The 22002-nt window shown below is 75.1% G+C and carries 18 protein-coding genes; 7 read left to right on the top strand and 11 right to left on the bottom strand.

What is annotated here, in order from left to right; all coding sequences use genetic code 11:
* Window positions 1-175 precede the first annotated feature (175 nt).
* Window positions 176-1387, bottom strand: a complete 1212-nt coding sequence (locus ACFVXG_RS38710; protein WP_387934725.1) for a phosphotransferase — start codon at window positions 1385-1387, stop codon at window positions 176-178.
* A 473-nt stretch (window positions 1388-1860) separates the two neighbouring features.
* Here ACFVXG_RS38710 and ACFVXG_RS38705 point away from each other — a divergent pair, with 473 nt between their 5' ends.
* Window positions 1861-3342, top strand: coding sequence for a hypothetical protein (locus tag ACFVXG_RS38705; RefSeq protein ID WP_387934723.1), 1482 nt, complete (start codon window positions 1861-1863; stop codon window positions 3340-3342).
* Window positions 3343-3399: 57 nt separating this feature from the next.
* Here the strand turns inward: ACFVXG_RS38705 and ACFVXG_RS38700 are convergent, their stop codons facing one another.
* Window positions 3400-3915, bottom strand: a complete 516-nt coding sequence (locus ACFVXG_RS38700) for a PAS domain-containing protein (protein ID WP_387934721.1) — start codon at window positions 3913-3915, stop codon at window positions 3400-3402.
* 287 nt (window positions 3916-4202) lie between these two features.
* Between ACFVXG_RS38700 and ACFVXG_RS38695 the strand changes: the two genes are divergently transcribed.
* The gene (locus ACFVXG_RS38695; RefSeq protein WP_387934720.1) at window positions 4203-5699 is read left to right on the top strand and encodes a HEAT repeat domain-containing protein; all 1497 of its coding nucleotides are present in this window, start codon (window positions 4203-4205) and stop codon (window positions 5697-5699) included.
* Window positions 5700-5789: 90 nt separating this feature from the next.
* Here ACFVXG_RS38695 and ACFVXG_RS38690 read toward each other — a convergent pair whose 3' ends face one another.
* From ACFVXG_RS38690 to ACFVXG_RS38680, 3 genes are all read right to left on the bottom strand, one after another.
* Entirely contained in the window at window positions 5790-6632 is an 843-nt protein-coding gene (locus ACFVXG_RS38690; protein WP_387934797.1) for an undecaprenyl-diphosphate phosphatase, read from the bottom strand.
* A gap of 275 nt (window positions 6633-6907) precedes the next feature.
* Window positions 6908-7639 carry a class I SAM-dependent methyltransferase gene (locus ACFVXG_RS38685; RefSeq protein ID WP_387934718.1) on the bottom strand — a complete coding sequence of 244 codons (732 nt, stop codon included), beginning with the start codon at window positions 7637-7639 and terminating at the stop codon, window positions 6908-6910.
* Between the two features lie 57 nt (window positions 7640-7696).
* A complete protein-coding gene (locus ACFVXG_RS38680) occupies window positions 7697-8230 on the bottom strand; it encodes a PadR family transcriptional regulator (protein ID WP_387934716.1) in 534 nt (177 codons plus the stop codon).
* 115 nt (window positions 8231-8345) lie between these two features.
* Here ACFVXG_RS38680 and ACFVXG_RS38675 point away from each other — a divergent pair, with 115 nt between their 5' ends.
* Entirely contained in the window at window positions 8346-9134 is a 789-nt protein-coding gene (locus ACFVXG_RS38675; protein WP_387934714.1) for an alpha/beta fold hydrolase, read from the top strand.
* 48 nt (window positions 9135-9182) lie between these two features.
* Here the strand turns inward: ACFVXG_RS38675 and pxpB are convergent, their stop codons facing one another.
* The 4 genes from pxpB to ACFVXG_RS38655 all read right to left on the bottom strand — a co-directional run bounded on the left by pxpB (window position 9183) and on the right by ACFVXG_RS38655 (window position 12540).
* On the bottom strand, window positions 9183-9794 hold the full coding sequence (gene pxpB, locus ACFVXG_RS38670; RefSeq protein ID WP_387934712.1) for a 5-oxoprolinase subunit PxpB: 612 nt from the start codon (window positions 9792-9794) through the stop codon (window positions 9183-9185).
* A 77-nt stretch (window positions 9795-9871) separates the two neighbouring features.
* A complete protein-coding gene (locus tag ACFVXG_RS38665; RefSeq protein ID WP_387934710.1) occupies window positions 9872-10648 on the bottom strand; it encodes a LamB/YcsF family protein in 777 nt (258 codons plus the stop codon).
* A gap of 142 nt (window positions 10649-10790) precedes the next feature.
* The gene (locus ACFVXG_RS38660) at window positions 10791-11315 is read right to left on the bottom strand and encodes a hypothetical protein (protein WP_387934709.1); all 525 of its coding nucleotides are present in this window, start codon (window positions 11313-11315) and stop codon (window positions 10791-10793) included.
* Window positions 11316-11502: 187 nt separating this feature from the next.
* On the bottom strand, window positions 11503-12540 hold the full coding sequence (locus ACFVXG_RS38655) for an IPT/TIG domain-containing protein (protein WP_387934708.1): 1038 nt from the start codon (window positions 12538-12540) through the stop codon (window positions 11503-11505).
* Between the two features lie 221 nt (window positions 12541-12761).
* Here ACFVXG_RS38655 and ACFVXG_RS38650 point away from each other — a divergent pair, with 221 nt between their 5' ends.
* The 4 genes from ACFVXG_RS38650 to ACFVXG_RS38635 all read left to right on the top strand — a co-directional run bounded on the left by ACFVXG_RS38650 (window position 12762) and on the right by ACFVXG_RS38635 (window position 20623).
* Window positions 12762-14270 (top strand): hypothetical protein, encoded by a 1509-nt coding sequence (locus ACFVXG_RS38650; protein WP_387934795.1) that lies wholly within the window; start codon window positions 12762-12764, stop codon window positions 14268-14270.
* An 83-nt stretch (window positions 14271-14353) separates the two neighbouring features.
* A complete protein-coding gene (locus tag ACFVXG_RS38645) occupies window positions 14354-15229 on the top strand; it encodes a hypothetical protein (protein WP_387934706.1) in 876 nt (291 codons plus the stop codon).
* A gap of 50 nt (window positions 15230-15279) precedes the next feature.
* Window positions 15280-19845 (top strand): hypothetical protein, encoded by a 4566-nt coding sequence (locus tag ACFVXG_RS38640; protein WP_387934705.1) that lies wholly within the window; start codon window positions 15280-15282, stop codon window positions 19843-19845.
* Window positions 19846-19864: 19 nt separating this feature from the next.
* The gene (locus ACFVXG_RS38635) at window positions 19865-20623 is read left to right on the top strand and encodes a phosphodiesterase (RefSeq protein WP_387934703.1); all 759 of its coding nucleotides are present in this window, start codon (window positions 19865-19867) and stop codon (window positions 20621-20623) included.
* A 57-nt stretch (window positions 20624-20680) separates the two neighbouring features.
* On the opposite strand, the gene ACFVXG_RS38630 is transcribed toward ACFVXG_RS38635, so the two are convergent.
* Both ACFVXG_RS38630 and ACFVXG_RS38625 read right to left on the bottom strand, forming a co-directional pair.
* Complete coding sequence (locus tag ACFVXG_RS38630) at window positions 20681-21010, bottom strand: hypothetical protein (protein ID WP_387934701.1); 330 nt, start codon at window positions 21008-21010, stop codon at window positions 20681-20683.
* Window positions 21011-21186: 176 nt separating this feature from the next.
* Window positions 21187-21882 carry a FadR/GntR family transcriptional regulator gene (locus ACFVXG_RS38625; RefSeq protein WP_387934699.1) on the bottom strand — a complete coding sequence of 232 codons (696 nt, stop codon included), beginning with the start codon at window positions 21880-21882 and terminating at the stop codon, window positions 21187-21189.
* Window positions 21883-22002: the final 120 nt, after the last annotated feature.

Raw genomic sequence — 22002 nt, 5'->3', positions numbered from 1 at the left:
ACTCCCGCCTGCGGGGCGACGCTGGGGCACGCACCTCGCCGCGTTGTCGTCGGTCGCCGATGCTCCGCATGGACTCCCTCCTCCGCCTTGCGATGCACGCACCCCAACGCCGCCCCGCCCGCCCTTCGGGCGGACGACGGGAGTTTGAAGACGGGCCCCAGGGCGGCCCGGGGGTTCAGCGGGTGCCGACCGCCGCCCGGGCCGCGCGGCGGGCCAGCGCGGCGTCGTCGTAGAGCCGGCGGATCATGATCCGCTGCTCCTCGCCGGCGCCCGGCACGTCGTACAGCCGGATCTCCCGCATCAGCACCAGCACCAGGTTCACCAGGAACGCGTCCCGGGCCATCGTGCCGCCGCTCTGCGCGAGTTGGCTGATCTGGCGGCGGGCGGCGGTGTCGCCGGAGAGCACGCTCCACAGCACCGCCAGGTCGTAGCCCGGCAGGTACCAGCCGGCCTGCTCCCAGTCGACCAGCACCGGTCCGGACGGCGCCAGCAGCATGTTGCTGAGCAGGGCGTCGCCGTGGCACAGCTGCAGCGGGGTGTGGCCCAGGCCGTGCAGCAGGCCGCGCAGGTCGCCGGCGTCCCGGTCGGTGAGCTGGCCCACCGAGTGGTAGCGGGCGATCTCCAACTGGTAGTCCAGACGCGGCTGGAAGACGTCGCTCGGCGGCCGCCAGAGGTTCAGCGTCCGGACGGCGCCGAGCAGCGCCCGGACCTCGCCCGGGGTGGGCGCGTTGACCGGGTGGCGCTCCCGGGCGGCCGGACGGCCGGGGACGCGCTCCATGACCAGCACGCACCGGTCGTGGTCGGCCGCGACCAGCCGGGGCAGCCGCACCGGCGGGCGGTGCCGGACGAACGCCCGGTAGACCGAGACCTCGTGGTGGAAGTCGGCCACCAGCTGCTCGAAGTACTCACTCCGCACCGCCTGCGGCGCCAGGCACTTGGCGACCACCGGCGCCCGCCCGATGGTGCCCGCCACCAGGATGTGGCGGCTGCCCTCGCGCAGGACCTGGCGCGGGGTGAACGCCGGACATATCCGCGCGATGCTCCCCAGCGCGGCCCGCACCGACGGGGTCTGCAGCGCCGCCGGGTCGATCCGCTCGGGCCCGACCGGCTGGCCGGGCCGCCGGGTGCGCAGCACCTGGCCGTCGGCCTGCCGGGCGAGCGGGAGGCGGTGGCCGGGCAGCGGGGCGGCCTCGGGGGTGCGCAGCCCCAGCACCGTGCGGCCGGACGGGACCCGGGTGTCCGCGGACCGGCCCTCGGTGCCGCGCGGAGCCGCCGGACGGCTCGTCGGGGGCACCTGTTTGGGGCCGGGGCGGCCGGTGGCTGCGGTGGGGGGGCGCAGCGCGGTGCGGGTCGCGGTCGGCGTGGGGGTCGTCGCTGAGGAGTACATGGGCTGAGGGTGGTCCCTTCCGGTCCGTCTGCGGGTTCGCCCCGCGGGGCGGGGGAGGGCTGGCGCCGCGTGCTTCCTGGCGTGACGGCGGCCCTGCTTCGGTCGGTGGGTGGTGCGCGGGCGCCGGGCACGGACGCGGGGTCAGGAACCCCTGTTCGACAGTGCTCCGGTCGTCCGCACCCTGGGGAATGCGGTCGACCGGACTGCCGTGGCCGTGCCCGGCGCCCCCGCGCCACCCGGCCGCGCCACCCCCTCGGGTGAGGACCGGGAGCGTCCCGTGCCACGGTCGGGGGACTGCCCCGACGCCGGTGGGACGCCGCCCGACCCGAGGGGCGAGGTGGCGCATCCCTACAACACACCCGTCGGGCACTGGCTTAGTAGTCTGGCGGGCCCTGGCGAACGGTGGCGAATGCTCGCCTGGCACTTGCCGGAGCCTCTAGCCTCGAAGTGCCGAGGAACCTGGGGGCTTCATTTTGAGCAGGGAACCCAACACCCGACTCGCCGACCTGTTCGTCCTGACCGGATGGTCCAAGGGCGAGCTGGCCCGGTTGGTCAACCGTCGGGGTGCCGCGCTGGGGCAGCAGCAGCTGTCCACCGACACGTCGAGGGTACGGCGGTGGATCGAGCAGGGGGAGATCCCGCGCGATCCGGTGCCGAGGGTGCTGGCGGCCGTGTTCACGGAGCGGCTCGGACGTGTCGTCACCACTGAGGACCTCGGTCTGGAACGACACCGGCCCACCAGGTCCGGAGCGGAGCCGTCCGCAGCAGTGCCATGGTCGCCGGATCGAACAGCCGCGGTCCTCACCGAGTTCACGGGAATGGACCTCATGCTGAACCGACGTGGATTGGTGGGCGCCGGAGCCGCGCTCACGGCCGGGGCGGTCGTCGCCGACTCCCTGCGGGGCTGGCTGGGCGGGGACGCGGTCGCGTACGCGGCCGCCCTGCCCGGCCAGCGCCAGGTGGTCACCGGGGGCGGCGCGCGCCCGGTGGTCGACGTGTACGACGCGGGCCCGGTCGGGCTCGACGAGGTGGAGTCGCTGGAACGCTCGGTGCAGGTCTTCCGGGCCTGGGACGCGGCCCGCGGCGGCGGGCTGCAGCGCAAGGCGGTGGTCGGTCAACTCAACGAGGTCGGCGGCCTGTTGACGCACCGGCACGCGCCGGTGGTGGAGCAGCGGCTGTGGCTGGTCGCGGCCAACCTGGCCGTGCTGGCCGGCTGGATGTCGCACGACGTGGGCCTGGAGCCCACCGCCCAGCGGTACTTCATGATCGCGGCCGAGGCCGCCAAGGAGGCCGGCGACCGGCCGCGGGCCGGCGAGGCGATCTCCCGGGCCGCGCGGCAGATGGTGCACCTCGGCCGGGCCGACGACGCGATCGAGCTGATGTCGGCGGCCAAGGCGGGGGGCGGCCTGGTGCTGCCGAGAACGCGGGCGATGTTCAACACCGTCGAGGCCTGGGCGCACGCCTCGATCGGGCACTCCCAGGACACCTACCGGCTGCTCGGCGAGGCGGAGGAGCTGTTCACCGAGGACTCATCGGAGCCGCCGCCGTCCTGGATGCAGGTCTTCGACGAGGCCGAACTGCGCGGCATGCAGGCGCTGGTGCTGCGCACCCTCTCCGAGCACGACCCGGCCGCGGCCCCGCAGGCGCGGCGGCACGCGGAGCGGGTGATCACCCTGCGGGAGGGCACCGGGCAGCTGCGCTCGGCCCTGTTCGACCGGATCACCCTGGCCTCGGTGCACTGGATCACCGGGGAGCCGGACGCGGCGGAGTTCCAGGCCAAGATGGTGATGAACCTGATCGGCCAGAACTCCTCGCACCGGACCTGGGACCGGCTGCGTGAGATGTACCGGCTGACCGCCCGTTACCGGGGGCTGCCGGTGGTGGACGAGCTGCGCGCGGAGCTCGGCCGGGAGCTGCGGGCGGCGGACGCCAAGAACCGGCCGCGACCGTCGTGAGACGGGCGGCCGGTCGGGGAGGGCCCGGGAGGGGCTGTCCCGGGAAGGACGCGGGGTTCAGGCCGGCGGGGCCGGCCGGAGCAGCATCCGCAGCGCGGTGACGGTGCCGTCGGCGTCGAGCACGGGTTCGCCCGCGCACTCGACGTGGTCGTGCCGTCCGCAGGGGCGGCGGATCCGCAGGGTGCCGGCGGCCGGACGGCCGTGCACCAGGGCGTCGGTCATCATCCGGCGCAGCAGCGGCCGGTCCGCCTCGGGGAGGCGGTCGGGCAGCCGGTCGAGGCTGAGCGGGCCGTGGCCCGGGTCGCAGCCGAGGAGGAGGTAGGTCGCCTGGTCCCAGCGGACCCGGTCGGTGAGCAGGTCCCACTCGGCGGAGCCGACGGCCCGGTCGTTCCCGGTGCCGGCCTTGCCGAGGTGGGGGCCGGACGGCTCCTGCGCCGTGCCGTCCACTCTGCCGTCCGTTCCGCTGTCGGAGCCGTCGTCGGCGGAGTCCGTGCCCGTGCCGTCCGCGCCCGCCCGGGCGCCGTCCACCGTGACGGTGTCCGGCGGGCGGGCGGTGCCTAAGGGCATGTTCATGACGGGTCCATCGCTCGGTGTGCCCCGCCGTGCGCGGGGCGTGGTGGTGGTGAGAAGACTGTCGCACAGCGTCGCGACCGGTGTGGGCGATTTGGACAGAACGCAGGCAAAATTCCTCTGGCATATGCCACCCTGGCAGTGGCCTTCGTTGCCCTGTGTGCGGAAGGGGGTCCGAGGCGGTAACCTTCGGTGATTCCGGCGCCCGGGCGCCCACCGCAGTACCGACCAGAGACCCCGGCGACGGAAATCCCGTTGCCACTACGACCGCCGCAACGGATGCTGACCTCATGTTCGAGCCAGTGATAGCACCTAGCGCCAGCCTCCTTGGCCTCCTTCAGCGAGGCCGTGGAGACGGGCAGCTCCATGCGCTGGCTGCCGACCGTGCCGAGGCCATCGCCGCGCTGGAGGAATGCGTCACCAGGGATCCGCGGGCCGACTGGCAGGTCGAGAGCCGCTCCCTCTACTACGCACGCCTCTACATGGAGCTGGAGGCCTCCCTCGAGGGCATCGAGGACCACCTCCACTCCGCCGAGGACCTCGTCAGCGACGACGAGAGCCGCACCGGCCTCGCCCTCTCCGTCCTGGGCCACCTCGCCGCGTACGGCCGGCGCGACGCGCTGCTGATGCTGCGCGAGTACGCCGCCACGGGCGCCAACTGGGCCTGGGCCCTGGACGAGCTCGCCCTGCGCGACGACGACCGGGGCCTGCTGCTGCTCGGCACCGCCGTGCTGGACCGCTTCCCGCCGGGCCCCGAGGGCGACGCCGAGCTGCGCGACTTCATCCGCAACGCCTACGAGCCCCGGCCCTGGCGGCTCTGGGCGGCCTACCACCCGAGAGTGGCCGCCGCCGGCGAGCAGTCACCCTTCGACCTCTGGCAGCGCCAGCTCAACCGCGGCGGCGTCACCCCGGGCTGGTCCACCGCCGACGTCCTGGCCTGGGCCGACCAGGGCCAGCTGGGCGACCTCGGCGCCGGCGCCTTCCTGAGCCGCCCCGAGCCGGTGCGCACCGACGAGGACCGCTCCGGCCCCGACGCGGTGGACCGCCGGGCCGCCGCGGCCGCCCGCTGTCTGACCGCCGTGGTCCGGCCCGAGGACCGTCCCCTCCTGCTGGAGGCCGCCCGTGACGGCCTGCCCGGCGCCCGCCGGGCCGCCCTGCGCTACCTGGTCGAGCAACGGGACCAGGCCGCCCTCGAACTGATCGAGGCCGCCGCAGCTGACGTGGACGACCGGATGGTCCGGGCAGCGTTGGAGCTGCTCGGCCGGATGCGCGGCCCCGAGGTGCTGGTCCAGGCCCGCCGCTGGGCCGACCCGGCCAGCGGGGGAGCCGACAGCGCGCTCGGCGAGACGGCCGTGCGCCTGCTCGCCGACGCGGGGGAGCCGGCCGACGCCCCGCTGGTGGTCGCCGGACTGCGCCGCTGGATCTCCGTGCGCGGGGTCAGCGGTGCCGGGCTCGGGTCGCTGGTCGACGGTGCGGGGCGGCTGGCCGCCGCCGACGCCGTCCCGGTCCTGCGCCACATCTACGGGGAGGCCGCCTCCTCCGAACTGCGCGGCCGCGCCGCCCGGGCGCTCGCCGCGACCGACGTGCACTTCCCCGAGGGGCCCGCCGTCGAGTGCCTCTGGGACTGCGAGGAGTCCACCCGCGAGCTCGCCGCGCGCCACGTCGCCACCACCGGCGACGCGCGTGTGCTGGAGCGGCTGCGGAGGCTCGCCGCCGACCCGGCCGAGGAGGCCGAGGTCCACGCCGCCGTACGCGGCCGGCTGACCGCCCGGGACTCCGGCCGGTAGGCCCGTCAGCGTTCAGTGGGGCCGGGGCACCGACACGGTGTCCCGGCCCCACTGCGTTCTCCTCCGGGCGGCTGCGAGTGGAACGGGGTTCTACTTGACCGAGCCCGCGTCCGGGGCCAGGACGCCGCCCGCCACCAGGCCGATGATCAGGGCGCCGAGCAGCACCCGGTACACCACGAACGGCAGGAAGCTGTTGTTCGAGATGTACCTGAGGAACCAGGCGATCGCCGCGTAGCCGACCGCGAAGGCGATCAGGGTGGCCAGGATCGTCGGCCCCCAGGCCGGGGCCGGGCCCTCGCCGATCTTGAACAGCTCCAGCATCCCCGAGGCGAGCACCGCCGGGATCGCCAGCAGGAACGAGTACCGGGCCGCCGCCTCCCGGCTGTAGCCGAGCAGCAGGCCCGCGCTGATCGTGCCCCCGGAGCGGGAGACGCCCGGGATCAGCGCCAGCGCCTGGGCGAAGCCGTAGGCGGCCGCGTGCGGCAGGGTCAGGTCGGTGATCGGCCTGGCCCGGCGGACGGCGCGGGTGCGGTCCGCGAGGGCCAGCACGAGACCGAAGACGATCAGCGTGGTGCCGATGATCCGCAGATCGCGCAGGTGGGTCTCGACGGAGTCCTGGAACAGCTTGCCGAGGACGCCGATCGGCAGGGTGCCGAGAATGACGAACCAGCCCATCCCGGCGTCCGGATCGGAGCGCAGCGCCGGGCGGAACAGCGACAGCGCCCAGGTGCGGACGATCGAGGCGATGTCCCGGCGGAAGTAGATCAGCACGGCGGCCTCGGTGCCGAGCTGGGTCACGGCGGTGAAGGCCGCGCCCGGGTCGTCCCAGCCCAACAGGGCGGAGAACACCCGCAGATGGGCGCTGGAGGAGATGGGCAGGAACTCGGTGAGCCCCTGGATCAGGCCGAGGACGGCCCCGTGGAACCAGTCGATCACCGGACACCCGCCAGGGGTATCGGGCGGGTGTGCTGCGGGCGCGGCATGGGCGGGGTCCTTGCGGGTCGGGGGCGGGCGGACGACCGCGACCCGCACGGCCCCGGGCCGCGCACGGGCCCGGCGCGCGGCCGATGGTACGGGGTGAAGGTGACAACTCTTTGTTCACCCTTTAACCCGCCTTTGCGCACCGGATCCGTGCCGCCGTGCCGAGTTCACGTCCGTCCCGGGCCGGACCAGCGTCGTGCCGGACCCGCGCCCGGACCAGCGCCGGGCTAGCCGGCCGGTCGGGCCCGGACCCAGGTGCGGTCCTCCGTCAGGTAGGTCTCGACCCGCAGACCGGCGTCCGCCAGGGCCTCCTCGAAGGCCGCCGTGGTGAGCGGGCGGGACAGGAAGGTCTGGCTCCAGGTGCCGTCCGGGAAGACGTATTCGGACCGGACCGAATTCACCCCGGAACCGATCGGTGTCGTGGAGAGGATCCGGGCCACCCCGTCCGTCCCGGCGATCCGGCTCTCCCGGGGCACGTTGCGGTGCCAGTCCTCGCCCTCACGCTGCACCAGCACGCAGCCGTCCTCGGCGACGTGGCGGCGGCAGGTCTCCAACAGGCCCTGGCGCACGGCCGGATCGCCGGCGTGCACCAGGAAGGAGGCCAGCATCACGACGTCGAAGCGCTCGCCGAGGTCCAGCCGTTCGATCGGGCTGCGCACCGTGCGGACCTCCGGGCGCACCCGGGCCAGCATCTCGGCGGACTCGTCCACGGCCGTCACGGTGAAGCCGCGCTCGGTCAGGGGGTGGGTCATCCGGCCGACGCCGCAGCCCAGTTCGAGGATGCTGGCGCCGGGCGGGACGGCCGCCTCGATCACGTCCGGAGTGTCGCCCGCCGGGAGCCGGGTCCACACCTCCACCGCGCAGCCGTCCGGGGTGATCGCGCCCGTGCCGGTGCCGCTGTAGCCCTCGCGTCGATCGTCGTTCTCGTGCGGGTCGTTCTCGTCGAAGTCGTTGCCCATGGGGGCCATCGGAGCACGCCCGGGGCGGGGAGGGAAGGGCGTCCGGACGGCTTTCGGTCAGCCCGTCAGGAGCTCCAGCTCGGCCAGGGTGGCGCGCAGCCAGCCGAGTTCGGCCTCGGTGGTGGCCCGGGCGGTCAGCAGCAGGCCGCGCCGGAACGGGTCGGTGAACTCCTCGGCGGTGCGCGGGCGGTCGCCCTCGTAGAAGAAGCTGGCGGGCTCGGTCAGGAAGGCCAGCCGGCGGCGGAGCACGGCGGCCTGGGCGGCCGGGTCGTCGAGGTGGCGGAGGAAGGAGACCACGGTGGTCCAGCGGTTCCCGTCGCTGATGTCGAGCGGCTCGGGCTCGCGCAGCCGGTCGAGCAGTGCGGTGCGGCCGGCCGCCGTCAGGTGGAGGGTGTGCCGGGGTGCGGCGGCGCTGCCGGGCTCGGTCTCGCGGACCAGCAGGCCGTCGGCCTCCAGCCGCTTGATCGCGGGGTAGAGCGAGCCGTCGCTGATCGGGCGGATGTGGCCGGTGAGCGCGGCGAGGTGGCGGCGCAGTTCGTAGCCGTGCAGCGGCCGGTCGTACAGGAACCCGAGGATCGCGAGCTTGAGCATGGGGCCACTCTCCCAGATCCGTGTCTCGGTGCATCGGTATATCGGTTCCGGTATACCTCGATGTCGAGGTATGGTCTGGCCTCGACAGTACCGACCGACCCAGGAGCGTGTGCACGTGCGCGAAACCCCCGTCACCCCGAACGGCGACCGGATCCGCTGGGTCGAGCTGCCCGGCGCCGAGCCCGCCCGGCTCTACCTGCACGGCCTCGGCGCCAGCTCGCCCGTCTACTTCGCGGCCGCCGCCGCCCACCCGCTGCTCGCCGGGCGCCGGTCGCTGCTGCTCGACCTGCTCGGCTTCGGGATCAGCGACCGGCCCACCGACTTCGGCTACACCCTGGAGGAGCACGCCGACACGGTCGCGGCGGCCGTCGCGGCGGCCGGACTCCGCCGGGTCGAGGTGGTCGCCCACAGCATGGGCGGCGCGATCGCGATCGTCCTGGCGCACCGCCACCCCGGGCTGGTCTCCCGGCTGGTCCTGGTGGACGCCAACCTCGACCCGATCGCGCCCGACCCCGAGCGGATCGGCAGCAGCGGGATCGCGGGCTACACCGAGGCCGAGTTCCTGGCCGGCGGCCGGGCGGAGGTGGCCGAACGGGTCGGCCCGTCCTGGTGGTCCACCATGCGGCTGGCCGGGCCCGAGGGCCTGTACCGCAGCGCCGCGCACCTCGCCCGGGGGAGCGAACCGACCATGCGCGCGATGCTGCTCGGGCTCGACCTCCCGCGCACCTTCCTCCACCCGGAGGCGGACGGCCCCTCGGGCGCCGACGGGCTGCGCGCGGCGGGGGTGCGGGTGGTGGAGGTGCCGGACTGCGGGCACAACATCATGTTCGACAACCCGGACGGCTTCGCGGCTGCGGCCGCCGTCGCCCTGGGCGCGGACGAGGGCCGGCAGGCGCCCAGCTAGGCGGCCCGGGCCGTACCACCGGCGGTTCGCGCCGCTACGCCCGCGCCGCTACGCCCGTTCCGCCGTGAAGCGCACCCGCGTCCCCGGCGCCAGCAGCGCCGCCGGCTCGCGCGCCGGGTCCCAGAGCGCCAGCGCCGTCCGCCCGATCAGCTGCCAGCCGCCGGGGGACGGGCTGGGGTAGACGCCGGTGTACGTCCCGGCCAGGGCGACCGAGCCGGTCGGGACGGCGCTGCGCGGGGTGGCCCGGCGGGGTACCCCGTACTGCGGCGGCAGCCCGGTGAGGTAGCCGAAGCCGGGGGCGAAGCCGCAGAAGGCGACCACGTACTCGGGTGCGGTGTGGATCCGTACGGCCGCCTCCGCGGAGACGCCCCACAGCGCCGCGACCTCCTCGAGGTCGGCGCCGTCGTACACGGTCGGGACCTCCACCAGCGGCCCGCTGGCCGCCGCGGCCGCCGTCGGACGGGCGGTGCGCAGCAGCGCGGTCACCGCGGCGATGTCCGCGACCTCGTCCAGCAGGACGGTGCGGGCGGCGGGCACGATCTCGCCGACCCCGCCGAGCTCCCCGCCGCTCTGCCGCTCCCGCAGCCACCCGTACAGCGCGGCGACCTCGGCGGTGCCGGGGAGCTCGACCAGCAGCGCCCGCTCGCCGACCCGCCGCACCGGACCCGAACCGCCCGAACCCGAACCGCCCGGCCGCGTCGGCCCGCCGGGCCCACCCGGCCCGCCGGACCCGCCCGTCACGAGAAGGCCTCGACCCGCACCCCGGCCGAGGCGAGGGCGCCGCGGATCCGCCAGGCGAGTTGCGCGGCCCCCGGGGTGTCCCCGTGGACGCACAGCGAGCGGGCCTCGACGGCGATCCGGTCGCCGCCGACGGCCTCCACCGTGCCGTCCCGGGCGATCCCGACGGCGCGGGTGATGACCGTCTCGGGGTCGTGCACCACCGCGTCGGGCTCGCGGCGCGGGACGAGGGTGCCGGCCCAGGTGTAGGCGCGGTCGGCGAAGGCCTCGGCGACCACCGGCAGTCCGACCCCCTCGGCGACGGCGAGCAGCCGGGAGCCGGGCAGCCCGAGGACGGGCAGCGGCCCGTCGCAGACCGCGCCCGCCCGCAGCACCCCGGCCACCACGGCCTCGGCCTGCTCGGAGTCGGAGACCACCCGGTTGTAGAGCGCGCCGTGCGGTTTGACGTAGGAGACCCGGGAGCCGGCGGCCCGGGCGAAGACCTGGAGGGCGCCGATCTGGTAGGCGATCTCGTCGGCCAGTTCCTCCGGCGGGACGTCCATGGCGCGGCGGCCGAAGCCCGCGAGGTCGCGGTAGGAGACCTGGGCGCCGATCCGGACGCCGCGTTCGGCGGCCAGCGAGCAGACCCGGCGCATCGTCGACGGGTCCCCGGCGTGGAAGCCGCAGGCGACGTTGGCGCTGGTCACCACCGACAGCAGCGCCTCGTCGTCGGTCAGGGTCCAGCGCCCGAACCCCTCTCCGAGGTCCGCATTGAGATCGATCACCGCATCGGCCACGCGCGTCCGCCTCCCAGCAGCTGTTGAGCCAGATGGTAGGGCCTGGCGATGAAGCCCGTCGGCCGTGACCCGGACGGCCGACAGGCCCCCCGGCGCGCGGCCTGCTCATCCGCGCCCCGGGGCGGCGCCGTGGACCACCGACTCAGTTCGCGGCAAGGCGCTCCTGGAAGGAACGTTCCAGCGGACGCAGGGCGCGCAGCACGATCAGCAGCGGAATGACGCCGAAGACACCGAACGACATGTCGATGAATCGCCAGGCGAGCGGTATCCCGTGCAGCGGTCCGCAGATCAGCGCCAGCGGGATCACCGCGCCGCAGGCGAGCACCGCCCAGCGGATCACCCAGATGTTGCGGACCGGGTCCTTGAGCGGCCCCCAGAAGGCGGCGCCGATGACCAGGTGGGCGAAGGCCAGCCAGTCGGTGCCGTAGGCCAGGAACGGGTAGTGCCGGTTGGTCTCGGCGATGCCGGTGTGGACCCGCTCGAACCAGGCCGTGACGGCCGGGACGTGGTCGGTCAGCGGGGCGGCCGGGCCGGTGGCGAACTCGACCAGCCAGCGGGTCTCGGTCTCCAGCGGGAAGGCGGTCAGGCCGCTCAGCACCAGGCAGACCAGGAAGAACCGGAGCCACCGTCGGACCCGCCGCAGGATGACCGCAGGATCGCCGTCCATCACGCACACCTCCCGCGCGCGCCGGGCGCGCGCCCATGCCGAATGTGCAGCCGGGCCTTGTCCCGTCTGCGTACGGTCGACTCTAGACCCTCGATTTGAACGTGTTCAACTTGCCTGAAGCCACCGGTCCCCGGACGCACCGATGCCCGGGCGCCGGAGCGGCACCCGGGCATCGGGGGAGGAGCGGCTACGCCGTGTACGTGAACGTGAACGGCGCGCTGGTGCCGCCCGCCGTGGTGACCGTGACGTCCACCGGCCCCGGCTGGGCGGCCGTCGGCGCGTACGCCGTGCAGAACTTCGGGCCGCAGGAGACCCGGTCGGCCGGCACCCCGCCGAACCGCACCGACCCGTACGTCAGGTTCGCGCCCGCGATCGCGACCGAGGTGCCGCCGGCCACCGGCCCACTGGCCGGGCCCAGGTACGTGACCGTCGGCGCGGGCGGCGCCGGCGAGGCGGCACCGGTGTAGTCGAAGGCGACCGGCGCCGCGGCCGTGCCGCCGGGGGTCACCACGCTGACCGGGGCGCTGCCGGACCCGCCGGGCGTGGTCACCGTGCAGGCGGTGTCGGTGCAGCCGCCCGGCGCCGGAACGCCGCCGACCAGCACCATGCCGTGGCTCAGGTTGCTGCCGCCGACGGTGACCGCGGTGCCGCCGGTGCCCGGGCCGGTGGTGGTGTCCAGGCCGGTCACGGACGGCGCGTCCGGGACGACCGGCGCCGGGGTGCTGCCGTCCAGGGTCGCGATCGCGACGTGGCCGGTGGGGTCGGTGTCGTTCGGGTTGCCGATGGTCGCGACCAGCTGGCCGGACGCCTTGGTCGGGTCGCCGTACACCTTCAGCTTCATGAACTCGGTGAACCCGACCCGCCGGGAGCCGACCAGCACGGCGTCCAGGTGGCGGCCGTCCGGCGAGACGGTCTCGGTGAAGGTGTAGTCGTACGGCGTGGAGTAGAACATCGCACCGTCGGTGGTGAGCCCCTGCGGCAGGTCGAGGGTGATGTGGGTCGGCCCGGTGAGGTCGGCCGTCCCCGCCGAGGTCCAGGTGACCGAGAACCCGCCCGGCCCGGGCGGGGTGGTGCTCGGCAGGTAGCCGTTCAGCGAGACCGTCACGTGCTGCGCCGAGGGGCCGGGTGCGTCGGTCGGCGCGGCCGCGGCGACGGCGGCGCCGGTGAGGAGGGTGGTCACGGACAGCGCGGCGGCGAGGCCGGCTTTCGCGAGTCGGGTGATCATGGGTCGATCATCACCGAACCGCCGCGCCGGCCCCACGGTTTTCTCGCATACCCGTTCGAGAATGGCGGGATCCCGTCGAAATCCCGTTCTGATTCGGCCCCTTTCAGTGCCGCTCAGCTGCCGCGTCGCCCGTCCACAAGGGCCGTTTCGGTCGATGTCGGTGCGAACCTCTAATCTTGTCCTCCGTGACCGTCATCGCTGACCCGCCCACCGAGCCCGGCCTGCGCCCGGCCGCCGGCGCCGCCGTGCCCGCCCCGCGGCCCGCGCCCGGCCCCGCCGCCGACGAAGGCCTGGCCCGCCGGCTCAAGGCGCTGGCCTGCACCGCCCCGCTGCACGACCTGGACAACCGCAAGGTCAACCTGGCCGGCGAGTACGGCGGCTACGCGATGGCCGAGGTCGGCCTCGCCGCGATCGACCTGGTCACCCTGCACATGGACTTCGACACCGGGGCCGACCGCGACATAGTGCTCGCCCGGATGCTGCCCCGGGTCGCCGCCCAGGCCCCGCGTCGGCCCGCCCCCGAGCACGAGCGGGTCGCCCGCTGGGTGCTGGAGTCGCTGATCAACGTCGGCAGCGTGGACCGCGGCTTCCGCGCCGTCTACGGCACCTTCGGCGCCGACGGCGAGTACGTCCGCCGGGACTACGACTTCAAGCTGATCGAGGAGGTCCCCGGCCCCGACGGCGGCGTCTACCTGCGCACCACCGACGAGGCGGTCAACGTCCTGGTCGGCGCGCTCGACACCGACGTCACCTCGGCCCAGATCGCCGCCGAGGTCAAGCTGGAGGTGCTGATCCGCCGCGGCCGCCTGGCCGACGCCCAGCTGGCCGCCGAACAGGCCCGCTACCGCACCGTCCAGTACGCCGAGACGCTGCGCCGAGCCCTCGACGCCACCCGCCGCAACGTCCGCGCGGTCGACTGGATGCAGGCCGTCCCGGACCTCATCGACGAGGCGCTGGACCACATCGCCGACCGCTACCGGCACGAGAACGCGATTCTCACCAACATCCGCAAGGCCCGCGACGAGGCCGAGGACCAGGAGCACAAGCGCCGCGCCGCCGAGCTGGTCGACATCGTCAAGGACTGCATCCGCCGCCACACCCAGCTGCAGACCCGCCTGCTGGAGGCCGGTCCGCTGTTCCGCGCCGAGCAGGACCGGCAGGCCTTCGCCACCCCCGGCGCCCGCAGCGGCATCGACCTGTACGGGCAGCTGCTCGCCCCCGTGCTGCGGCTGCCGATAGAGCAGGCGGTCCGCCCCACCGGCGCCTTCTTCGCCCGCGGCGCCGGCCTGCGCACGCCCGTCTCGGTGCGGGTCGCCGACCTGGTCGACCTGCTGCTCACCCCGCCGGTCGAGCGAGAGCACCTCGGCGCCGAACTGCCCGACCCGGACCTGGTCGCCACCCCGGACGACAGCCGCTTCTCCGAAGCCCAGCTGGAAGCCGCCCAGGAACTCCTCGACCTGCCCCCGGACGCCCCCCGCCGGCTCTCCGGCCTGCTCGCCGACGCCCGCAAGCAGGACCCGGAACTCCCGTACCTGGTCGCCCTGCTGGCCGTGCACGCGGCCAGCCCGCCGGTCGGCACCGCCTACCGCCAGGGCGAGGAGCGGCTGCTGTTCGCCGTGGACGACGGCACCCCGCTGCGCGACCGGGAGTTCGGCGGCGCCGACCTGATCGTCGGCAGCGCCCTGCTCGACGCCGTCGGCATGGCCGCCGACCGCAAGGACGCCGGCTGACCGGGCCCGACCGGGACATCCACAGGCACCACCGTGACGAACCACCACCACCACCACCGAGCCACCCCCGAGGAGCACCGCCCGTGACGACCCACCACGACACGTCCTGGGCGGCCGAGACCGAACCCGCGGCCCCCGCGCCGATCACCCCGGCCGACGTCGCCGACGCCGCCCGGCTGGTCTCCTTCGGCCTCCAGGCCAAGCTGCTCCCCGCCCGCGACGCCGAATACGCCGAACTCGTCCGCCGCCACCGCGAGGACCCCCCGTTCGCCCGGCTCGCCGACGCCATCGCCACCGGCATGGGCCTGGTCGTCCTGGAGGTCTCGCCGCGGGCCGGCATGGCCGTCGCCGCCGCCGAGGAGTCGCTGTTCGCCGTCCGGATGGGCGACTACTCGCGCCGCGCCGCCTCCGAGAGCACCGACCGCTTCCTGCACGGACTGGCCCACCTCGCCGTCGCCGCGATGGCCTTCCCCCGCCCCGAGGACCTCGCCGACGACGGCTACCTCGGCCGGATCACCGTCAACGGCGTCGACTCCTTCGTCCGCCAGGCCTGCCGCCGGCTGGAGGAGCAGGCCGACACCGACGGCGCCAACACCGACCCGGCCAGCGACGCCCCCGGCCTGGAGGCCGCCTGGCGGGTCTGGGCCCGGCGCACCGCCACCGGCGCCACCAAGGACGCCCGCCGGCTCTCCGGCTCCACCATCGGCATCGTCGCCAAGGCCGTGATGTTCCTGGTCGACTCCGGCTTCCTGCAGAAGGTCTCCGACGACTCCGGCGGCACCTACCGCACCACCGCCCGCTACCAGCTCCAGGTCCGCGACCTGGCCGGCAGCGCCGCGATGGCCGAACTGCTCGACCTCGGCATCGTCCCGGTCTCCGACGGCACCGCCAGCCTGCTGCCGCCGGACACCTCCGACGAGCTGGTCGCCGATGCCGGCCTGCCGTTCCACTCGCTCTGACCCACCCCACCGTTCCGACACCCACGTAGACGCACGGAGAACCGCCGCACATGTACGAGCTCAACCGGGTCCGCCTCTACTCGATCGGACCGGCCGGCGCGCGCTACGCCGACACGGTGCTCGACCTGCGCGGCGTCGGCGAGCCCGTCGCCGACCCGGCCCCGCAGCAGATCGGCCTGTTCGGCGAGGACACCGAGGGCCCGGTCCGCCGCCCCGCCCCGGCCGGCGTGCTCTTCCTGGAGAACGGCGGCGGCAAGTCCGTCCTGCTCAAGCTGATCTTCTCGGTGATGCTCCCCGGCCACCGCAACACCCTCGGCGGCGCCAGCTCCGGCGTGCTGCGCAAGTTCCTGCTCGCCGACGACTGCGGCCACGTCGCCCTGGAGTGGCAGCACACCGTCACCGGCGAACCGATCGTGGTCGGCAAGGTCAGCGAGTGGCGCGGCCGCCAGGTCTCCTCCGACCCGCGCAAGTTCGCCGAGACCTGGTACTCCTTCCGCCCCGGCCCCGGCCTCACCCTCGACTCGCTGCCGGTCGCCGAACGGATCAGCCTGGCCGGCGACCAGAAGGCCCGCGGCCGCCGCCGCACCATGAAGGGCTTCCGCGACGCCCTCACCGAGGCCGGCAAGGCCCACCCGCACCTCGACCTGGTCTTCGAGGACGGCCACGACCGCTGGACCGAACACCTCGGCGAACTCGGCCTCGACCCCGAACTCTTCCGCTACCAGCGCGAGATGAACGCCGACGAGGGCGAGGCGGCCGGCCTCTTCGCGGTCAAGCAGGACAAGGACTTCACCGACCTGCTGCTGCGCGCCGTCACCGACACCCGGGACACCGACGGCCTGGCCGACCTCGTCCACGGCTTCGCCGCCAAGCTCGGCCTGCGCTCCGAACTCACCGCCGAACGCGACTTCACCGCAGGCTCGCTCGACCTGCTGGAACGCATCGTCGAGGCCACCGCCGCCCGCGAGACCGTCCGCGAGGCCCACCGCACCGCCGAACGCCGCGCCCGCCGCCTCGCCCACGCCCTCACCTCCCGGGCCGCCGCCGAGCGCGACCGCGCCCAGGACCTCGCCGTCGAGGTCGCCGCCGCCGCGGCCGCCGTCACCGCCGCCGAGTCCGACCGCACCCGGCACGGCCTGATCGCCGACGAACTCACCCACCGGCACGCCACCCTGAGCCTCGCCGCGGCCACCGCCGAGGCCGCCACCCTGCGCCGCGAGCTCATCGACGCCCGCACCCTGCACTCCGCCTGGCAGGCCGCCGAGGCCGTACTGCGCCAGCGCGCCGCCGCCGACCGGGTCGCCCGGGTCGCCGCCGCGATCCGCGAGGCCGAACTCGACGCCGCCCCCGCGCTCGCCGCCCGCGCCCGCGCCGCCACCGCGCTCGCCCGCGCCCTGGAGGCCGCCGCCGCGGCCGCCGAAACCCGCGCCGACACCGAGGAGCAGCGCGCGAGCGAGCTCCAGGAGGACGGCGGCAAGGCCCAGTCCGACGCCACCGAGGCCGCCACCGCCGCCCAGAAGGCCCGCAGCGAGGCCGAGCACCTGCGCCAGCGCCTCGCCGAGGTCGAGCAGGAGACCGAGGCCGCCGTCGAGGCCGGCTTCATCGACTCCGACGGCGACGTGGACCCGGCCCGCGCCGCCCTGCACGCCGCCGACGTGGAGAAGGCCGCCGCCGCGGCCCTCGCCCAGGCCCGCGCCGCGGCCGAGGCCGGCGCCGTCCGGCTGCGCGAGGCCGCCGCCGCCACCTCCCGCGCCGAACTCGCCGCCGAACGGGCCGGCGACGCCCGCAAGGACGCCGCCCGCGCGCTGGCCGCCGAGCAGCGCACCGCCGCGCTGCTCGCCACCGAGCAGCGGCTCGCCGACCTGCTCTCGCTGACGCCGTACCAAGAGGACGCCGAGGAGGACGCCGGCTTCCTCACCCCCGCCGTGCTCGACCGCAACGCCGAGTACCTGCGCGAACTCCTCGACGAGGCCATCGCCACCGCCGAACGCACCCTGTTCGACCTGCGCACCGCCGCCGCCGACGACTCCCGCATCCTCGCCGCCCTCGGCGACGGCGGCCTGCTGCCGCCCGGCCCCGACGTGCTGGCCACCGTCGAGTACCTCGCCGAGCACGGCATCCCCGCCCTGCCCGGCTGGCGCTACCTCGCCCAGTCCGTCGACCCCACCGACCACGAGGCGATCCTCGCCGCCCGCCCCGAACTCGTCGACGGCGTGGTCGTCACCGACCCGTCCTCGCTGGAGCGCGCCCGCGAGGCCCTCCAGGCCGCCGCCCTGCTGCCGCGCTCCACCGTCGCCGTCGGTGCCGCCGCCTCGCTGATCGCCCCGATCACCGACGAGCCCGCCTTCTTCCTGGTGCCGCCGAACCCGGCCATGCACGACGAGTCCGCGGCCGACGGCGAGCGCCGCGAACTGCGCGCCCGCGCCGCCGCCCGCGAGGAGCACATCCGCGAACTCGCCGGCCGCCTCGGCGCCGACCGCGCCCTCGCCGCCCGCCTCGCCTCCTGGCACGCCAGCTGCCCGCCCGGCACCCTCGCCGAACTCGCCGCCGCCGCCGAAGCCGCCCGCGAGCACGCCGAGCAGGCCGCCGCCGCCCTGGCCACCCTGCGCGCCGACCACGACGAGGCCGAGACCGACCACGCGGCCGCCGCCTCCGCCCACGAGGAGCACCGCGAGACCGCCCAGCGCGCCCGCCGCCGCGCCGACGCCCTCTCCGGCCTCGCCTTCCGCCTGCGCGAGCGCGCCAACTGGGCCCGCCGCCAGCGCGAACTCGCCGAGGACGCCGCCGAGTGCGACCGCCGCCAGGCCGTCTGCGCCGAACGCGCCCGCACCTGCGACGAGGACCGCCGCGCCGCCCAGCGCGCCGCCGACGACGCCCGCCGCACCGTGCGCGCGCTGCGCGCCGAACGCGCCGAGATCCCCGCCGCCGAGCAGGCCGACGAGCCCGCCGAGCAGACCGCCCCCGCCGCGCTGCCCGCCCTGCGCGAGGCCTACCGGGCCGCCTCCCAGCTGTACGAGAAGGTCGGCGTCGGCGCCGACCTGCGCGCCGAACAGGCCCGCGCCGAAGGCGACGAGGCCGCCGCCGCGACCGAGCTCGACCGCCTCACCAACAAGGTCCGCACCCGCGCCGAGGAACTCCTCGGCAGCCCCGACGGCGCCGACGGCCCCGCCCGCCAGGCCGCCGCCGCCCGCGCCGAGGAACTGGTCGCCACCATCGAGGCCCGCTCCGCCACCGCCAGCGAGCAGCTCGGCCGGCTGCGCGGCGAGGTCGAGCGCTCCGCCCCCGCCGACGGCGAGGCGCACACCGACCTGCCCGAGGAGCTCGTCCCCACCGACCCCGAGCACGCCCAGACCCTGCTGCGCACCGCCACCGGCCGGCTCGCCGAGTGCCGCGAGGCCGTCGACACCGCCCGCACCGCCCACGCCGACCTGCAGCGCACCTTCGACGCCGCCCAGTCCGCCGGCGCCGACTTCGACGAGCTGGCCGGCCAGCTGCGCGACGGCCTGCGCGAGCAGCAGGAGGAGGACGGCCAGCCGGTCGAGCCCTACCTCGGCTCGCTGCCCGAGGCCCGCAACGCCTCCACCGACGCCCGCCGCGGCCTGCGGACCGCCGTCGGCGAGCTGTCCTCCGCCGAACTCGCCGTCCGGGACGCCTCCGACGCGCTGGTCCGGCACGCCAACGCGGCCCGCTACGAGGCCGTCCGCACCCCCGCCCGCCAGCAGATCCGCGAACTGCCCGCCTCCGCGCTGCCCGAGCACGCCGCCGCCTGGGCCGCCGCCTTCGCCCCCCGGCTGCGGGTGCTCACCGACGAGCTGACCCAGCTGGAGAAGAACCGCGGCTCGATCGTCGACCGGCTGCGCGGACTGGTCGAGTCCTCGCTCACCACCCTGCGCGCCGCCCAGCGGCTGTCCCGGCTGCCCGAGGGCCTGGGGGAGTGGTCCGGCCAGGAGTTCCTGCGGATCCGCTTCGAGGACCCGGACCACGCCACCCTGGTCGAGCGCCTCGGCGAGGTCATCGACGAGGCCACCCGCGCCGCCGTCCGGAAGAACAGCGACCTGCGCCGCGACGGCATGTCCCTGCTGCTGCGCGGCGTCGCCGCCGCGATCGGCCCCAAGGGCGTCAGCGTCGAGATCCTCAAGCCCGACGCGGTGCTGCGCGCCGAGCGGGTGAGCGTCGGCCAGATGTCCGACGTCTTCTCCGGCGGCCAGCTGCTCACCGCCGCGATCGCGCTCTACTGCACGATGGCCGCGCTGCGCGCCAACGACCGCGGCCAGTCCCAACTGCGGCACGCCGGAACGCTGTTCCTCGACAACCCGATCGGCCGCGCCAACGCCACCTACCTGCTGGAGCTCCAGCGCGCCGTCGCGGACGCGCTCGGCGTCCAGCTGATCTACACCACCGGCCTGTTCGACACCACCGCGCTCGCCGAGTTCCCGTTGGTGATCCGGCTGCGCAACGACGCCGACCTGCGGGCCGGCCTCAAGTACATCTCGGTGGAGGAGCACCTGCGCCCCGGCCTGCCCGCCCCCCAGGACCCGGACGGCCCGACCATCCACGGCGAGATCACCGCCACCCGGATGTTCAAGCGCCCCGCGGAGGTTCCCGCCCAGCCGTGAAATCACTAGCGTGATCACCATGCTGACGATCGCGCACCTCAGTGACATCCACCTCGGCCAGGTCCACGGCCGGGACGGCGGCAAGCGAGCCCGGCGGCGGGCCGAGCAGGTGATGGCGTACCTCAACGCCCTGCCCGGCCCGCTGGACGCGGTGCTGGTCACCGGCGACCTCGCCGACCACGGCCTGCCCGAGGAGTACGAGCAGGTCGCCAAGGCGCTGACCTCGCGGCACCCGGTGCTCACCTGCCCCGGCAACCACGACGTCCGCGCGCCGTACCGGCAGGTGCTGCTCGGCGAGGACCCCTCGGCGGAGCCGGTCAACCGGCTGCACCGACTGCCCGGCGCCGACGTGCTGATGCTCGACTCCTCGATACCCGGGCAGCACGACGGCCTGCTGGACGACCCGACCCTGGACTGGCTGGACGCCCAACTGGCCTCCGGTCGCCAGGAGTTGCCCGCCCTGGTGGCCTTCCACCACCCGCCGGTCGAGCTGCACATCCCGTACGTCGACGGCATCCGCCAGTTCGGCGAGGCGCGCCTGGCGGAGGTGCTGCGCCGCCACCCCCGGGTCGCCGCGCTGCTCTGCGGGCACTCCCACACCCCCGCCGCGACCACCTTCGCGGGCCTGCCGCTGCTGGTCGCGCCCGGGGTGGTCTCCACCATCACGCTGCCCTGCGAGGGCGGGCGCGGCATCACCTTCGACCACCCGCCGATGCTCGCCTTCCACGTCCTGGACGGCGACGGCCGGCTCACCACCCACTACCGGATCGTTTCCTGACGATCAGCCAACCACCGTACGGTCGCCGCTGGTTCCCCGGGCGGGGCGATCCAGCCGTCAGGTCCGCGGGCCCGTCCGGGGGAACGGGCGGGCGGCCAGCGGCTCGGGGGCGACCCGGCTGCCCGCCATCGGCGACGCCGAGTTCGGCCCGCGCATCCGCTGGGCGGCGACCTGGCGGGAGATCAGGATCTCCAGCAGGCACCACATCGTGCCGAACACCCCGAGCCCCATCGCCATCAGCGCGGGCGTCATCAGCCAACTGCCCGCGTACGAGGCCAGGGTCGCGACCACCACGCCCACCAGCGTGAAGGAGAGGCAGAGCACCGCCCGGACGGCTGCGGAGCGCACCTCGTCGGGCAGGCGGCGACGGCGGCGTGGCACGGGCATCGGGCGACCCCCAGGCGCGGGTTCGGTGGTGGACGGGTGGTGGACGCGGAACGGGTGCACACGAAATGCGCCCCCTCGCCTCACTCTGCCCCGTCGAACCCGGACCATGCGTCCGAATCCACCGAACTGCCGCCAAACCGTGTCATCCGGGCAGACGGTGGACGGCGGCCGGGGCTTCAGTCCAACTGCAGGTTGAGCTCCTCCAGGGCGCCGGTGACGATCGTCCGCATCGCCCGCTCGGCGTGCGCGGCGTCCCCGCCGCAGATCGCGTCGGCGACCTCCCGGTGCAGCCTGATCGCGTACGGCTCCGGCTGATGGGGCATCAGATGGTACTCGGTGCGGCCGGTGAGCACCGCCCCGACGGTGTCGCCGAGGTGGGCGAACATCTCGTTCCCGGAGGCGCGCAGCACGAGGGCGTGGAAGGCGATGTCGTACCCGAGGAAGGTGGTGAGGTCGGCCTCCCGGGCGGCGACCGTCAACTCCACGGCCAGCGAGCTGAGTTCGCGCCGGTCGTCGTCGGTCGCGTGGCTCGCGGCGAGCGCGGCCGCGGCCGGTTCGACGGCCACCCGCAGGGAGCCGAGCGAGCGCAGCTGGGCGGGCCGGTCCGCGCCGGCCAGGCGCCAGCGGATCACCATCGGGTCGAAGACGTCCCAGAGCGACTTCGGCTGGACGGTGATCCCGACCCGCCGCCGGGACGCCACCAGGCGCATCCCCTCCAGGACGCGCACCGCCTCCCGGACGACCGTCCGGGACACCCCGAACCGCCCCTCCAGGTCCTCCCCGCGCAGCACCGCGCCCTCGGGGATCTCCCCGGAGGCGATCGCCGGCCCGAGCTCGTCAAGCACCCGACCGGGCAGCCCCTGGATCTCCATCCGCCCAGCCTAGACGCCACCCGTCGCCGGCCCCCACCCCGCCCGCTGGTCCCGCACGGCGAGGAAGTAAAAGTATGACGATTTGGTTTCCCCCGCTTGAATACGTCATATCTTTGAGGC

Origin of the sequence: Kitasatospora sp. NPDC058162, assembly GCF_042884005.1 — a bacterium.
Taxonomy (GTDB): domain Bacteria; phylum Actinomycetota; class Actinomycetes; order Streptomycetales; family Streptomycetaceae; genus Kitasatospora.
This window is presented reverse-complemented; position numbering and strand designations above follow the sequence as displayed.

Bases quoted from the DNA above. Each gene is read 5' to 3' on its own strand.
- ACFVXG_RS38685 (WP_387934718.1), bottom strand. From the start codon at position 7,639: ATGGGCAACGACTTCGACGAGAACGACCCGCACGAGAACGACGATCGA.
- ACFVXG_RS38640 (WP_387934705.1), top strand. From the start codon at position 15,280: ATGTACGAGCTCAACCGGGTCCGCCTCTACTCGATCGGACCGGCCGGC.
- ACFVXG_RS38680 (WP_387934716.1), bottom strand. From the start codon at position 8,230: ATGCTCAAGCTCGCGATCCTCGGGTTCCTGTACGACCGGCCGCTGCAC.
- ACFVXG_RS38710 (WP_387934725.1), bottom strand. From the start codon at position 1,387: ATGTACTCCTCAGCGACGACCCCCACGCCGACCGCGACCCGCACCGCG.
- ACFVXG_RS38635 (WP_387934703.1), top strand. From the start codon at position 19,865: ATGCTGACGATCGCGCACCTCAGTGACATCCACCTCGGCCAGGTCCAC.
- ACFVXG_RS38660 (WP_387934709.1), bottom strand. From the start codon at position 11,315: ATGGACGGCGATCCTGCGGTCATCCTGCGGCGGGTCCGACGGTGGCTC.
- ACFVXG_RS38655 (WP_387934708.1), bottom strand. From the start codon at position 12,540: ATGATCACCCGACTCGCGAAAGCCGGCCTCGCCGCCGCGCTGTCCGTG.
- ACFVXG_RS38695 (WP_387934720.1), top strand. From the start codon at position 4,203: ATGTTCGAGCCAGTGATAGCACCTAGCGCCAGCCTCCTTGGCCTCCTT.
- ACFVXG_RS38625 (WP_387934699.1), bottom strand. From the start codon at position 21,882: ATGGAGATCCAGGGGCTGCCCGGTCGGGTGCTTGACGAGCTCGGGCCG.
- ACFVXG_RS38700 (WP_387934721.1), bottom strand. From the start codon at position 3,915: ATGAACATGCCCTTAGGCACCGCCCGCCCGCCGGACACCGTCACGGTG.
- ACFVXG_RS38630 (WP_387934701.1), bottom strand. From the start codon at position 21,010: ATGCCCGTGCCACGCCGCCGTCGCCGCCTGCCCGACGAGGTGCGCTCC.